Origin of the sequence: Clostridium aciditolerans (assembly GCF_016316925.1) — a bacterium.
In the GTDB taxonomy this organism is placed as follows: domain Bacteria; phylum Bacillota; class Clostridia; order Clostridiales; family Clostridiaceae; genus Clostridium_AM; species Clostridium_AM aciditolerans.
In genome coordinates this window covers 188884-203716 of record NZ_JAEEGB010000007.1, presented here as the reverse complement: position 1 = coordinate 203716, position 14833 = coordinate 188884, and the positions used below count along the sequence as shown (strand labels likewise).

General features: G+C 32.7%; 18 protein-coding genes. 15 read left to right on the top strand and 3 right to left on the bottom strand.

Going from position 1 to position 14833, the window contains the following annotated elements; genetic code table 11:
* The first annotated feature begins 256 nt into the window (after positions 1–256).
* Both I6U51_RS08200 and I6U51_RS08195 read left to right on the top strand, forming a co-directional pair.
* Positions 257–661 (top strand): YkvA family protein, encoded by a 405-nt coding sequence (locus I6U51_RS08200; RefSeq protein ID WP_211142187.1) that lies wholly within the window; start codon positions 257–259, stop codon positions 659–661.
* Positions 662–793: 132 nt separating this feature from the next.
* Positions 794–1339: a cysteine hydrolase family protein gene (locus I6U51_RS08195; RefSeq protein WP_211142186.1), complete on the top strand. Its 546-nt coding sequence runs from the start codon at positions 794–796 to the stop codon at positions 1337–1339.
* A gap of 138 nt (positions 1340–1477) precedes the next feature.
* Here the strand turns inward: I6U51_RS08195 and I6U51_RS08190 are convergent, their stop codons facing one another.
* The gene (locus I6U51_RS08190) at positions 1478–2062 is read right to left on the bottom strand and encodes a LysE family transporter (RefSeq protein WP_211142185.1); all 585 of its coding nucleotides are present in this window, start codon (positions 2060–2062) and stop codon (positions 1478–1480) included.
* 157 nt (positions 2063–2219) lie between these two features.
* Here I6U51_RS08190 and I6U51_RS08185 point away from each other — a divergent pair, with 157 nt between their 5' ends.
* Both I6U51_RS08185 and I6U51_RS08180 read left to right on the top strand, forming a co-directional pair.
* The gene (locus I6U51_RS08185) at positions 2220–2735 is read left to right on the top strand and encodes a helix-turn-helix domain-containing protein (protein WP_425489755.1); all 516 of its coding nucleotides are present in this window, start codon (positions 2220–2222) and stop codon (positions 2733–2735) included.
* 46 nt (positions 2736–2781) lie between these two features.
* Positions 2782–3306: a GNAT family N-acetyltransferase gene (locus I6U51_RS08180; RefSeq protein ID WP_211142183.1), complete on the top strand. Its 525-nt coding sequence runs from the start codon at positions 2782–2784 to the stop codon at positions 3304–3306.
* A gap of 45 nt (positions 3307–3351) precedes the next feature.
* Here I6U51_RS08180 and I6U51_RS08175 read toward each other — a convergent pair whose 3' ends face one another.
* Positions 3352–3660 (bottom strand): LiaI-LiaF-like domain-containing protein, encoded by a 309-nt coding sequence (locus I6U51_RS08175; RefSeq protein WP_211142182.1) that lies wholly within the window; start codon positions 3658–3660, stop codon positions 3352–3354.
* Entirely contained in the window at positions 3642–4157 is a 516-nt protein-coding gene (locus tag I6U51_RS08170) for a hypothetical protein (protein WP_211142181.1), read from the bottom strand. Before I6U51_RS08170 ends, I6U51_RS08175 begins: the two co-directional genes overlap by 19 nt.
* A 184-nt stretch (positions 4158–4341) precedes the next feature.
* Between I6U51_RS08170 and I6U51_RS08165 the strand changes: the two genes are divergently transcribed.
* The 11 genes from I6U51_RS08165 to I6U51_RS08115 all read left to right on the top strand — a co-directional run bounded on the left by I6U51_RS08165 (position 4342) and on the right by I6U51_RS08115 (position 14806).
* The gene (locus I6U51_RS08165) at positions 4342–5367 is read left to right on the top strand and encodes a homoserine dehydrogenase (RefSeq protein ID WP_211142180.1); all 1026 of its coding nucleotides are present in this window, start codon (positions 4342–4344) and stop codon (positions 5365–5367) included.
* A 219-nt stretch (positions 5368–5586) separates the two neighbouring features.
* Positions 5587–6498: an N-acetylmuramic acid 6-phosphate etherase gene (murQ, locus tag I6U51_RS08160; RefSeq protein WP_211142179.1), complete on the top strand. Its 912-nt coding sequence runs from the start codon at positions 5587–5589 to the stop codon at positions 6496–6498.
* 23 nt (positions 6499–6521) lie between these two features.
* Positions 6522–7868, top strand: a complete 1347-nt coding sequence (locus I6U51_RS08155; protein WP_211142178.1) for a PTS transporter subunit EIIC — start codon at positions 6522–6524, stop codon at positions 7866–7868.
* Between the two features lie 72 nt (positions 7869–7940).
* Positions 7941–9017, top strand: coding sequence for a DUF871 domain-containing protein (locus I6U51_RS08150; protein WP_211142177.1), 1077 nt, complete (start codon positions 7941–7943; stop codon positions 9015–9017).
* Between the two features lie 13 nt (positions 9018–9030).
* A complete protein-coding gene (locus I6U51_RS08145) occupies positions 9031–9879 on the top strand; it encodes a MurR/RpiR family transcriptional regulator (protein WP_211142176.1) in 849 nt (282 codons plus the stop codon).
* Between the two features lie 168 nt (positions 9880–10047).
* A complete protein-coding gene (locus I6U51_RS08140; RefSeq protein WP_211142175.1) occupies positions 10048–10569 on the top strand; it encodes a sigma-70 family RNA polymerase sigma factor in 522 nt (173 codons plus the stop codon).
* 1 nt (position 10570) lies between these two features.
* Positions 10571–12046, top strand: coding sequence for a DUF4179 domain-containing protein (locus tag I6U51_RS08135; protein WP_211142174.1), 1476 nt, complete (start codon positions 10571–10573; stop codon positions 12044–12046).
* Between the two features lie 529 nt (positions 12047–12575).
* Positions 12576–13055: a stage V sporulation protein AC gene (gene spoVAC, locus I6U51_RS08130; RefSeq protein ID WP_211142173.1), complete on the top strand. Its 480-nt coding sequence runs from the start codon at positions 12576–12578 to the stop codon at positions 13053–13055.
* Positions 13056–14057, top strand: a complete 1002-nt coding sequence (gene spoVAD / locus I6U51_RS08125; RefSeq protein ID WP_211142172.1) for a stage V sporulation protein AD — start codon at positions 13056–13058, stop codon at positions 14055–14057.
* 17 nt (positions 14058–14074) lie between these two features.
* Complete coding sequence (gene spoVAE / locus I6U51_RS08120; protein WP_211142171.1) at positions 14075–14428, top strand: stage V sporulation protein AE; 354 nt, start codon at positions 14075–14077, stop codon at positions 14426–14428.
* Positions 14429–14644: 216 nt separating this feature from the next.
* Entirely contained in the window at positions 14645–14806 is a 162-nt protein-coding gene (locus I6U51_RS08115; RefSeq protein WP_211142170.1) for a zinc-ribbon domain-containing protein, read from the top strand.
* Positions 14807–14833: the final 27 nt, after the last annotated feature.

Below are 14833 nucleotides of genomic sequence, written 5' to 3'. Positions count from 1 at the left end.
CTGCTTAAGATTTAGGCTCTCTGCTTAACTGAGGGATAAGCACTGCTACGCGCCTGGATAAGTTCTTCCCCTAAAGGATAACGTATTCTAAGTGCTAAAGACACTAAGAATACTGTTAATAAGGTTCAGATGGAGAAAGTCATCCTTATAAGCAAACTCCATCTGAACCTAAGAATCACTTGATAAAAAACAAATTTTTGAGATAGTAGCTAAATTGTTAATTCAGAATTTTAATTGGTCAATTTTGAGGTGCTTTATGAAAGATAAATTAAATAAAAGGTTTAAAATTTGGTTTTCCATGATTAAGCAAAAAGTTAAAAAAGTGAAAAAGGAGATTGGAGCATTATATTTGGCATATAAAAGACCTGACGTACCTTTTTATGCAAAATTGGTTTCAGTACTGGTAGTTGGCTATGCTTTAAGTCCAATTGACTTAATACCTGATTTTATACCTGTCTTGGGATATCTTGATGATTTGATTATAATACCACTTGGTATTAATTTTGCTATAAAACTAATACCAAGTGATATTATGAATGAATGCAGACAACAATCAGAAAATATTTTTAATGAGGGTAAGCCTAAAAATTGGGTTGCTGGATGTATTATAATATGTATTTGGATTATATTATTCAGTTATATTTTAATAAAGATAATTTAAAGGATAAAATCGAAAATACGAATAAAAGATTTAAAGCATTAGAGTGAATAGTGGTATAGCCTATGAAAAGTGTGATATAATTGTAAAATAATTCGTATAATTTTACTTTATAACCAAAGGGAGGAAGTGTAAATGAGTAAAGATACTGCTCTTTTAATTGTTGATGTCCAAGTAGTACATTTTGTACGAGAAAAGTATGATGGGAAAAAGCTGTTTAATAGTGAGCAACTACTAAACAATATTAATACTTTAATTGAAAAAGCACGAAACTCGGATACACCTATAATCTATGTTCAGTATACTGAAGGTGATGATTCATTTATAGCAAAGGGAACTCCTTTGTGGGAAATTCATCCTCAGATTAAGCCAAAAGAAGATGATATGATAATCCTAAAATATCATGCAGATCCTTTCTATAATACAAGCTTACATGAAAAATTAAAAGCTTTAGGTGTCAATAAGTTAGTAATAACAGGAGTTCAGACAGAGTTTTGTGTAGATACCACATGCAGATGTGCATTTAGCCTGGGGTATAAAAATGTACTTGTTAGCGACGGGCATAGTACTTATGATTCAGATATTCTTTCAGCATCTCAAATTATTGAACATCACAATAGAATAATAGGCGGACAGGTTTCCTTTGCTGAATTAAAAGAAACAGAAAAAGTAGAATTCTAAGGCCTCTATTCGAGTGTAGGATAACGTAATTATTTAAAGCTAATTAGCAAACCTCATGTACTGTGAATAAATATGTAGCCCCAAATGGGCTACATATTTTAATATATAATTAGTAGTTTAATTTAACAGAGCCGTTAATTAAAGAAACAGTGAAACTGCACAATATACGAGCAATAGCGCCAGAACAGTGTTAACAACCTTATAATTTTTTATAAGGAACTTTTGGAATAAGGAGCCAAACAACGACCAGCAGCAGGTTGCTACCAAAGCAGCGAAAGCAAGAAGCATAGAAAAAACTGAAAGCATTGGAACAGATTTGTAATAGGGTACAACAAAGGTTGAAACGGTTGTAACACAGTAAATTATAGAATTTGGATTGACGAACTGTAGAAGCAGTCCAGATAAAAGTGTGTTTGTATGTTTTTGGTTCTTTTCCTCGCTTTGAGGTTTGCTTTTATAGGTTTTCCATGCAAGCCATAGTATATAGGCTGCGCCAATATAGGACATGATTGATTTGATTGATGGAATAAGATTGTAAAGTGCCATACTAAAAGCACTACATAGAGCGACTAGAATAAATACGCCAGAGAATACTCCTACATTAAACATTAAGCTTTTTTTAAATCCGTACCTACTGGCATTTGACATTGATATAATGTTATTTGGCCCTGGTGAAAAGTTTGAAATAAGGATGTAGGATAAAAATGCAGCAAAATTTGGCATAAGTGTTTACCTCCCCCATCATTGTATGATATAATACACAAAAAGAACAATATATTGCATTGTGCAGTATAATAATATCATTTGTGCATTATACTGTCAATGAGTTGGAGGGAAATTTTTGGATAAACTTAATTTTATTATTGCTGAAAACTTAAAAATGTTTCGTGATAAAAAGAAGCTTAGTCTTGATAAGGTCTCAAAACTAACCAGTGTAAGCAAAAGTATGCTCGGTCAAATTGAACGTTGTGAAGTAAATCCTACTGTGTCAACGATATGGAAGATTGCAAATGGACTTAAAGTATCATGTACTGAGCTTATGAGTATGCCAGAAGCCGATTTAGAAGTCGTGGATAAATCTCAGGTGGAGCCACTTGTTGAGGATAACGGCAGGGTAAGGATATTTCCTGTGTTCCCATTTGACAGTGCAAGACGATTTGAAATGTATTCTCTTGAGATTGATACTGATGGTTATCTATCTACGGAAGCTCACCAACAAGGTACACAGGAATTCATTACGATATCTTCTGGTAAGCTTACTATCAGTATAAATGGCGAAGATTTTGTTGTAACAGAGGATAATTCCATACGATTTAAGGCAGATAGTACTCATTCATATAAGAATAATGATGATACGACTTGCTCATTAACTATGGTTATTTATTATCCGGTATAGAAGTTTATTGATAAAATTAATTCGATAGGGAAGTGAGTTGATTACTTTGAACTATAGGTTACTTGAAAAATCAGAACTTAAACTATTAGGTGAAATTGATAGAAAAGAAATAGTAAACGAAGTTTATTACTTTAAAAATAATAAACTCGAAATAGGAAATGAATTTTATAATATAGAGGGTTGGAATTTAGAGGAACTCAATGATTATATTAATAGATTGTATGATATATATGAAAGAAATGGAACCATATATGGTGCATTTAATAATGATCAAATAGTAGGCTTAGGGGCTTTGGAAAGTAAGTTTATTGGTAGAAATAATGATCAACTTAAACTCGATATGCTGTATATAAGCAGCAATTATCGAAAAAAAGGTATAGGTAAAAATTTAGTGAATTTGCTATCTAAGAAAGCAGAAGAATTAGGTGCGAAAAGTCTATATATATCGGCTACACCGTTCAAAAATACAGTAGAGTTTTACTTTGCAGCAGGTGCAAAAATAACAGATGAAATAAATGAAGAATTATATGAATTAGAACCCTATGATATACATATGATACTGAAATTATAAGAAGAGAGTGTCGCATTTAGTTATGATGAGACACTCTCTCTTTAATTACATTATTTGGTGGTAAAAGCTCTTCGATAAAACAAAATTGCTAAAGGCATAAGTGCCAAAAGACAAAAATAACACAACAACGATTAAAAATAGACTTATAAGATCGTATTTTACATATAGTTTTTGTCTTACTGCCAAGCTATTCAGCACCAGTATTTCGATGCCTAAAGATATAAGAATCAAAGGCCAAAATTTTAAAATTTCTTTTTCAAAGGATAAATTAAAAAAGGTGGATAAAAAGAATATTACTCCTATAGAGATTAATACAATGCCTAGAGTCAAAGTTCCTACTCTTCTTGACTGCATAATTCATCACCACTCTTCTTTATGCTGACTTTTTTGCTCTTCAGAAGCGTACAGCCAATAACAATAAAGATGAAAGATATTATAAGAGATTTAACATACAAAATTATTCTATAATCGAAATAATCTCTTAATATAGGTAGTGCAATATTATTTATTAGTGAAAGAACTCCCATAAGGATTAAGATATAAGCAATATACTTTTCAGCAGGTTTATTTTTAAAGATGTCATCCATAGAATTTACATCAGAAAAAATAGGTAAATTAGTGTTTGGCAAAGGATCTTCACTTAAACTTTTGCTTCTTGTATCAAAAATACTGTAAAACCAGATTACAGGAAGAAAAACTGCTAAAAATTGCAAATCAAAAGAAGCAGCTATAAAAAAAGTAGAGAAGAATAATACCATAAGCTGAATGCCTTGACGTGTAAGGCCTAAATACATATGGCCTGCTCCCGGCACTAATGAAAAAAATGTGGCAACCCTTTTTGAATGTTTCAAATTAAATCACTCCTTGTATTAAATAATTCCTAATCACATAATTAGTTTACTAGGTAAATCTTAAAATAAATGTAAGTAATTTCTTAAATTATTCTTAAATTCTAAACTAGTGCATATGTTTACACAAAATCGCAAATTAAGTAAAATGAGGATTAGAGACGGAAATGAAAAGGAGAAAAATAATATGAGGATTGGGTTAATTGGATATGGTGGAGTAGGTAAAGCTTTTACAAAACTAATTGTAGATAAGAGTTCGATGTTGAAAGAGGAAGGCCTTAATATCGAAATAGTATATATTATTAATTCTAAAGGGGGAGTCTACAATCCAAAGGGAATAGGCTATAATAAATTATTAGCTTTTTCAAACGGAGGAAAAAGTATAATTGAAGACTATGATGAAAATAAAAAAATTACCCCTGATTTTATGCTAGAAAGAAAAGATATAGATTTAATGATAGAGTTAACATCTACTAATAAGGAAACTGGAGAGCCAGCGCTGAGCTATATTTTAAAAGCATTAGAGAATAAAATACATGTGGTTACAGGAAACAAAGGACCAATTATACAGAGGTATAAGAAACTAGAAAAGATGGCGGGAGAAAATGGCGTGCATTTAGGAATAGGATGTACTTGTGGGGGAGCGTTACCTTCTGTCAATGGAGGAGTAATAGAAATGGCTGGCTCAGAAATTTCTTCTATAGAAGGTGTTTTTAATGGTACAACAAACTACATTCTGAAAGAGATGGAGGACACTGGTTGTACTTATGATATTGCACTGAAAAAAGCAAAGGATTTCGGAATATCAGAAGCCAACCCTAGCTTTGATGTAGAAGGATGGGATACTGCATTTAAACTGCTTATACTTACAAATGTAATTATGAAAGAAGAAAAAAATTTGTCTGATATAAAAGTAGAGGGAATTACAAACTTGACGCCATATGATATAGAAAATGCATTAAAAGAAGGAAAGAGATATAAGCTTATTGGACGAACATCTAGAGTTGAAAAAGAATTAAATATGCTTGTTAAATTAGAAAAGGTAGATAAAGAACATCCTTTTTATAATGTAGATGGCAAAAATAAGGCAGTTAGATATATTTCAGATACATTAGGGGAACTAACATTGATTGGGGGAGCTTCAGGTACTACAGCTGCAACAGCTTCTATATTAAGAGATATAATATATATTAGTAGGGTAGCTAGAGTATAATGCTCAAAGCAATAAAAGACGCTAAGTTAACACTTGGTGTCTTTTATTGCTTTGAGTTAGTTTTATTATATAGGAATATATTATTTCTGATTACTGGTATTTATATAAAATTGTATTACTTTTGAAATATAATTTCAAATTTTAAAATCATTATTGAAATTATATTTCAAAAAGTGTATAATAAAATCATAAAGTAAATCAGAAACAGAGGTGGTAGCATTGAAAAGGATTAACCTAGAACAATTAGTCACAGAAGGAGTTAATGAAAATACTAATAATATAGACAAAGTTTCTACACTAGAAATGCTAACTATGATAAACGAGGAGGACAAGAAAGTAGCCTTAGAAGTTCAAAAGGAACTGCCAAATATAGCAAAAGCTGTTGATGAAATAGCAAAGGCCTTTGAAAAGGGTGGAAGACTTATATATGTAGGTGCAGGGACAAGCGGAAGACTAGGTATACTAGATGCTTCAGAATGTCCACCTACTTACGGTGTACCTGAAAATATGGTACATGCAATCATAGCAGGTGGATATGAGGCTATATTTAGAGCGAAGGAAGGAGCAGAAGATAACTTAGAGCTTTGTGAAGAAGATCTAAAAAACATCGATTTTTCAGAAGATGATGTTTTAGTTGGACTTGCAGCTAGCGGAAGAACTCCCTATGTTATAGGAGGACTTAAATATGCAAAGAGCTTAGGAGCTGTAACTGTAGGAGTGACCTGTAATCCTAATTCAGAAATATCGAAACTTGTGGATATTTCTATAGCTCCTGTTGTAGGGCCAGAAGTAATTATAGGTTCTACTAGAATGAAATCAGGGACTGCACAGAAAATGGTATTAAATATGCTGACTACGGGATCAATGATTAAGATAGGAAAAGTATTTAATAACCTTATGGTAGATGTAAAGGCTTCTAATGAAAAACTTGTTGAGAGAGCTAAGAGAATAGTTTCCTTAGCAACAGGAGCAACGAGAGAGAAAGCTACAGAAGTGCTGGAGCAAACTAGCTATAATGTAAAGCTTTCCATATTGATGCTTGAGTCAGGGCTTTCAAGAAAGGATGCTTTAGACTTGTTAGAAAAACATAAAGGGTATATATCAAAGGCTTTAGAAAGTATAAATAAATAATTATTAGAATAGGAGGATTAGTTATGTCACAAAAGTTATCACCAAAAGATATTGCTCAGCAAATTTATAAAGTAGTTGGAGAAAAGCAGAACTTATCACAGGTTGCTCACTGCATGACACGTTTAAGACTTAATATATTAGATATGGGACTTGTAAAGATAGAAGAAATAAAGAAAATTGATGGCGTAATGGGAGTAGTAGAACAAGGTGGACAGCTACAAATTATACTCGGACCGGGAAGAGTAAATAAAGTTGCATACGAATTTGGTCTACTTTCCGGCATAAGCATAGGCGAAATGGATGAAGCAGCTGCGAGAAAATCAGAAATAAGCGCAAAAAATGCTACACCATTTAAGTTGTTTCTTAAAAAAATATCAAATATATTTATTCCATTGATACCTGCTTTTATAGCATGTGGTCTTGTAACTGCTATATTAAACATTGTTCTTAAATATAACCCAGGCTTTGGAGCAGGAACTGTTGGAGGAATATTAAAGGTTGCAGGTAATGCTGTGTATTTTGGATTAAACTTATTTGTAGGTATAAACGCTGCCAAGGAATTTGGCGGATCACCTGCACTTGGTGGAGTAATGGCTGCTGTTATTACACATCCTGATTTAGCAAAGGTAATGCTTGGTGGAAAAGCACTAGTACCTGGTAGAGGCGGTATTATCGCAGTATTACTTGTTGTTGCATTCTCAAGCTGGCTTGAAAAGAAGTTGAGAAAGATTGTACCTGAAGTATTGGATTTATTCTTAACACCACTTATAGTATTGCTTGTAGCAAGTTTTGTAGCAATTTACGCACTTCAACCTGCTGGTGGAATGATATCTGACGCTATAGGAAATGCTACTAAGGCAGCTATTTCTGGTGGAGGAGCTGTAACTGGTTTTATACTTGGTGGAACATTCTTGCCTTTAGTACTTACTGGATTACATCAGGGATTAACTCCGGTTCATGTGGAGTTGCTTAAATCAACAGGATTGAACGTACTATTACCTATATTAGCTATGGCTGGAGCAGGCCAAGTTGGAGCGGCAATAGCTGTATATGTAAAAACTAAGAGCAAGAAAATGAAGAAGACAATTATTACTGCATTACCAATAGGAATCATGGGAGTAGGAGAGCCATTAATATATGGTGTTACTTTACCTCTTGGTAAACCATTCATTGGAGCATGTATAGGTGGTGCCTTCGGTGGTGCTGCACAAGCATTATTTAAGGTTGCATCTACAAGTATGGGGCTTTCTGGCATTCCACTTGCAGCAATAACTAACACACCATTATTATATATAGTAGGCGTTCTAATAGCATATGCAGCTGGTTTTATAGCTACATTCTTATTAGGCTTTGATGATATAATAGAATAGTTCATATAAGAGAGTCTTTCTTTTAAGAAAGACTCTTGTCAATTAAGAATTAGAAGTGGAGGGTGAACAATTATGGGAAAGGGTATTTCTATATATATGGGTTTAAACTACAGTTTAGAGGAGAATATTAGATATATAAAAGTTGCTAGGGAAAATGGCTTTGACAGAATATTTACTTCACTTCATATTCCTGAAGCAAATTATGATATAATTATAAATGAGTTTACCTCAATAATAAAAGAAGCAAAGACTTTAGATATGAAAGTTATAGCAGATATTTCTCCAAAGGGCTTTGAATATTTAAATATACAGCAAAATGATCTAAGAAGGATCAAAGAATTTGGAATTGATGTACTTAGAATTGATTATGGATTTTCGCCAGAAGAAATAGCTGGGTTCACAAAAAATGAGTGTGGACTTAAAATTGAGATAAATGGAAGTACTGTTACAGAAAAGTTTTTGAGAGAGTTTGAAAGCTACGATCCTTGCCTTGAAAATATGCAGGCATGTCATAATTTTTATCCTAGAATGAATACAGGTATATCTATTGATAGTCTACTTAGAAAAAATGATATGTTAAAAAAATTGGATATGAAGATATCAGCTTTTATACCATCTTTAATAAATAAGAGGCCTCCTCTTCAGGAGGGCTTACCTACAATTGAAATGCACAGATTTTTAAAACCTGAAATATGTGCCAAGCATCTTTATGCTCTAGGAGTAGATAACGTATTTTTCGGAGATAGTATACCATCTGATAAAGAAATATGTGAAGTAGGTTCAGTACCAGAGGATATTATTGAGTTAAAGGTGAATCCTATGGTTTCTGATAATATGTCTTTGGATATGCTGAACTATAAAAGTTATACTAATAGGAGTGATGGCGCTGAAGATCTAGTTAGAGCTGTCGAAAGCCGAATGTGTATGAATTCTGGTGTAATTAAACCTGGAGGTATAACTTATAGAAAAAAAGGTTCAATTACTGTAGATAATGAAGGCTATCTAAGGTACATGGGTGAATTACAGGTATGCAGGAGAGATTTAAAGGAAGATAGCAGAGTCAATGTGATTGGAATGGTAATTGAGGAAGAATTATTTTTGCTAGATTATATAAAAGATGAGGGAAAATTTAGATTTAGAATAGTATAAAAGGGGAAAATATATGAACTGTTCGCTAATAATAAAACAAAGTTTTGAGAATATGACTGATTCGGAGAAAAAAATAGCGGAGTATGTTTTAGATAATACAAGTGAAATTTATAAACTTTCTGCTGCAGAATTAGCTTCTTTCACGGATACCAGTGGAGCTAGCGTTATTAGATTTGTAAAGAAAATAGGGTTTGAAGGTTTTCAGGAATTTAAAATTGCTCTTGCCAAGAATGATGTTGAGGAAAAAGACGAAGAATCAGATTACGATTATATAGACGTAAAAGATACAGTTAGAGAGGTAATGTCTAAGACAGCAAGAAAGAATATTAAAACCATTGAGGATACTCTTGAATTACTGGATGAAAAACAAGTTGAAGAAGCCATGAATGCTATTCAAAAGGCGAAGCATATTTATCTCTTTGGAGTAGGCGCTTCAGCGTTAATAGCACTAGATTTTCAATACAAGTTATTGAGAATAAATAAAAATGCATTTATGCATTTAGACAGTCATATGCAGCTTTCAATGGCTGCACACATTGAGGCGGAGGATGTTGCTATTGCAATATCTTATGCTGGGAAAACAAAGGAAGTTTACAGTGCTTTATCTAAGGCAAAAGAAAAAGGAGCAAAGTGTATATCTATAACAAAATACGGCTCCAATCCTGTATCTTCAATAGCAGATATAAAACTTCAGGTGCCAAGTATAGAAAAGGATTTGAGAGTAGGGGCCATATCTTCAAGAATAGCACAATTAACATTAATTGATATATTATTTATTGGAGTAGCAAAGAACAACTTTGGACAGATTGACAGATCTTTGAGAGAGACTAGAAAAATGGTAGAAGAACTTAAGTTTAAATAATAAAGGTAGAACGTATTGGAGAAAACCAATACGTTTTTTTTTCATAGGATAATTCCTAAACTAAATTATAGTTTTTTTGTAAATTTTTAAAACCGTTTACTGATATTCATTGTCTAATAAGTGTAAAATATAAGTTACGCGTAATTTAAAGATTAAAGGAGATTAAATATGATTCTTGAAGAACAGGTAAAGCTGGCAATTGACGGAGATGAAAAAGCTTTTGAATATCTTATGGATATTAGTAAAGAAGGACTTTACAGAATAGCATTTGCCTATACAAAGAATGAACATGATGCATTAGATATACTGCAGGAGACAGTATATAAAGCTTACATTTCCATAAATAAGTTAAAAGAGCCTAAATACTTTAAAACATGGCTAACTAAAATTTTAATTAATAATGCTATTAATTTTATTAATAAGGAAAAGAAAATTGTATCATTAGTGGACAATCTATCTAGTAGGTCTAACTATTATCAAGAAAATAGAATTGAAGAAAAACTTGATGTCCTCAATTATATAGATAGGCTAGAGAATAAATATAAGAATGTGATATTGCTAAAGTATTTTCAAGATCTTACCATAACAGAGATTTCTGAAGTGTTGGATTGTCCAGTAGGCACTGTAAAAACTCATCTTAATAAGGGATTAAGCAGTTTAAGAATATTTATGGGTAAGGAGATAATTTAATATGGATAGTTTAGAGAAGTTAAAGAATGAAATTAAAATTCCAATAGATATAGATTTAGCAGTTAAAAAGGGTATTAAAAGAGGCCGAAGAGAAAGGAAGATAGCAAACTTTAAAAGAACATATAAGAAGATAGCAGTTGTTGCTGCTGTAGTGTTAGTTGTTACAACAACTGTAGGGATTGTTAACCCTGATATAGCAAAAGCAATTCCTGGTATAAAATCAATCTTTAAATTAATTAATTATAATGGTATGGGAGAGAGTTTTAATAAATTTGAACAGTTTTCAACTAGTGTAAATAAAACTGTAGAGAAGGATGGAATAAAAATAACTATAGATGAAATTGTGATTGATAATAACACTTTGGCAATCACTTCAATAATCGAAGGCAAAAAACTAAAAGAAAATGGAGGAGACATGGGGAACATAAAGCTAAATGGTAAATCAGTAACTGCTTATGCTAGTAAGGATAAAAAGATAGATGATAATAAGCTTATTAGGGTAACCTATGCCAACATTTCAGACATGGAATTACCCAATGATATAGATGTTGATTTAAATATCGTTTGGATTGGAGATGTAAAAGGTCCTTGGGATTTTAAATTTAAGGTTTCTAAAACGAATAAATCAACAAACTCAAGAACTATTAATCTGGATAAGAGCATTAAAATACCAAATAGCACACTTAATCTTGAAAAGTTGGTGATAAGTCCATTAGGAAATACAATAATCTATACAGGTGTCTATGATAAGTTAAATGAAAATATGAAAGATGGAATCTTCGGCTTTGTTGTTATAGATGATAAAGGCAGAAAACTGGAAAGCGATTTTGGAGGTGGTTCATCTAACAAAGAAAATTATGAGGGTAAGATAAAGATACTTAATGACTTATCTAATGTTAAAGCGTTAACTATAGTTCCTGTGCTTAAAAACTGGGGAGACAAAACAAAAGAGATTAATGGATTCCATTATTCTATATTGCAAACTACAGTGAACAGTATTGATTTTAGCATCCCTCAGGAAGTTATAACAAAAAGTAGACCTGTAACAGCGAAGGAAAAGTCTCTTGGATATGCTTTTGACAATGTTATTCATGTATTTAATATAGATAAAGCTAGAGAATTCTCAACCATAGAAAAGCTAGTTAACCAGGTGATAAAAGTAGGAGAAAATAGTACCGTTCGCATAAAAGATATAGAGGCAACAGATAAAGAAACCAAAGTTACATTTAAATTTGAAGGTAATGGTGTATATCCCTTCAGAAATATCAATCAAACTGTTATTATAGATAAGGACTATAATGACATAGAACGGGCAGAGGACGGAGCTATAGCTGTGCTTGAAAATGTAGAAGAAAGAATTGTGTCAATTAAGCTGCCACCTATAGACAAAAGTAAAAAGTATAAGATAGCACTTCCTATTGTAGATGAACCTCAAGTTGAAGATAAGTATAAGATAAATATTGATTTAACAAAATAAAAAGGTTCAACTAAAGACTAGGTATTTAAATTACGAATTGAAACTAATTAGAATATTAAAGAAGAGGAGCAGAGGCTTCTCTTTTTCTGTATGCGCCCAATATGGCGACAACTCAGTGGTATGAGATGTCCGGAAAATTATTTTAAATTTCCCTTCTACTTGATTTTATAAAATTAAATTGAATAATTTTAAATATCAAAATGTCACTAAATATGGTTCAAAAGTATAATTTAATAAAGCTTAGAGCATATTAAACATACAAATAATTATCTGTTACATAAGGCATCCGAAAGAAAATAACTAGTCAGTATACTAGTCTATTTTGAGCCATACTGCGTCAGCAGAAACCTTAGATAGGGTTCACTATCTGCGGAACCTGCTTCCTTGTCTGGCACAAAATATCCGTCGCATCTTTGACTTGCTATTTTCTTTCAGATGCCTAAGCAAAATTTACGTATGCAAAGACATAAAAATAGCAACAATAAAATAGGAAATTGAAAAATGTAATATTACGCTAGAAGGTGATAAAATGTCTAATCAGAAAAGAAATCAGTTTACTAAAGAGCAGCAAGAGTATCAAAAGTTTGCAAAAGATAGAGAGCCAAAAAGGCAAGTCTTGAAAAACTGTATTAGAGCATTTATATCAGGAGGATTTATATGTCTTATTGGGCAGGGATTGCAGTGGATGTATATTAATTATTTTCACTTCAAAGAGGAAGCAGCAGGTAATCCAACTTCAGCAACACTAATTATAATTTCAGTTTTACTTACCGGTTTTGGAGTTTATGATAACATTGCACAATGGGCTGGTGCAGGAACAGCCATTCCCGTTACTGGTTTTGCCAATTCAATGGCTTCTGCAGCTATTGAACATAAAAGTGAAGGATATGTGCTTGGAGTAGGTGGAAATATGTTTAGAATAGCCGGTGCAGTAATTGTCTTTGGAGTTTTTTCCGCTTTCGTTATGGCTATTCTAAGAATTACTATGGAATGGTTAGGTGTGATGTAGATGCTTATAGGCAATCAATCTTGGATATTTAACTCCAAACCTGTAATTTTAAGTTCAGCATCTGTTGGAGGCCCTTTTGAAGCATCTGGGGCTATAGCTAAAGATTTTGATATACTGCATAAGGATACATGGATTGGTCAAGATAGTTTTGAAAAGGCAGAAAGAAGACTCTTGGAAGAAGCAGTTGAAATAGCTATACAAAAATCCGGTTTAAAAAAGCAGGATATTCAGTTTTTTATAAGTGGAGACCTTTTAGATCAAATAATTAGTAGTAGCTTTACTGCAAGAACGATAGGATTACCTTTTTTAGGTGTATTCGGAGCCTGCTCTAGCTCTATGGAAGGATTAGCGCTAGCTGCAATGATGGTAGATGGCAATTATGCTAAATATGTTATCTCAGGTGCTTCCAGTCATAATTCAACAGCAGAAAAACAATTCAGATATCCTACTGAATATGGTGGGCAGAAACCACCCACTGCTCAATGGACTGTTACTGGAGCAGGAGCATCACTTTTAGGTCGAAGTGGTAAGGGGCCTAGAGTTACATCAGCAACTATCGGAAAAGTTATTGATATGGGAATTTCTGATCCTTTTAATATGGGAGCAGCTATGGCTCCAGCAGCTGTAGATACTATAAAAGCGCATTTTAAAGATCTAAATATTGATCATTCATACTACGATATTATTGCAACAGGAGATTTAGGCTCAGTAGGACATAAAATAGCAAAGGATTTATTACAAGAACAAGGTATAATTATTCCGGAAAATAAGTTTACAGATTGCGGAATGTTGATATATAAGCCAGAGCAGCCAACTATAGCAGGTGGAAGTGGCTGTGGTTGCTCTGCAATAGTAACATATGGACATTTTTTAAATCGTATGAAAAAAGGCGAGTTAAAAAAGATCTTGATTGTGGCAACAGGGGCTTTGCTATCTCCACTGTCATATCAGCAAAAAGAGAGTATACCCAGCATAGCGCATGCTGTATCCATAGAAATGTAAAAGAGGTGTCATTAGTTATGGTAAAATTTATTTGGGCATTTATAATTGGTGGAGGAATTTGTGTAATAGGGCAAATTATGATGGATGTATTTAGACTTACTCCAGCTCATACAACATGCACATTAGTTGTAATAGGCGCTATCTTAGGTGGATTTGGATTATACGAGCCATTAATAAAGTTTGCAGGTGCAGGTGCATCCGTACCAATTAGCAGCTTTGGTAATGCATTAGTAAAGGGTGCATTATTAGAGGCAAAAAGAGACGGTATCATAGGAGTGCTTACTGGAATTTTTGAGGTTACAAGTGCAGGTATATCATCGGCATTAATTTTTGCATTCCTTGCTTCTTTAATATTTAGACCCAAAGGTTAGGTTGTTAAAATTATAGAAAATAAGTAGTATAATTACAAATTTAGCAATGTGAAAAACAATGAAGATATCTAGACAATATATGCACAATGTGGTATAATGTACACTGTAGAAAAACAGAGGGATTTAATATCATGATAACATTCTCCGATTTTATTTTGGAAAATGGTTGTTTGTGAATTGTTAGATACCCAATATAAAATACGGAGGTATGTTCAAATGGCAGATAAGACATTAAACTGTAAAGATTGTGGAAAGGATTTCATATTTACTGAGGGAGAACAAGAGTTCTACAAAGAAAAAGGATTCGAAAATGAACCAGTAAGATGTCCAGATTGCAGAAGAGCAAGAAAGCAACAACAAAGAAATAACAGAAGATAATTAAGTTTATTTATATAGCTATCGGTT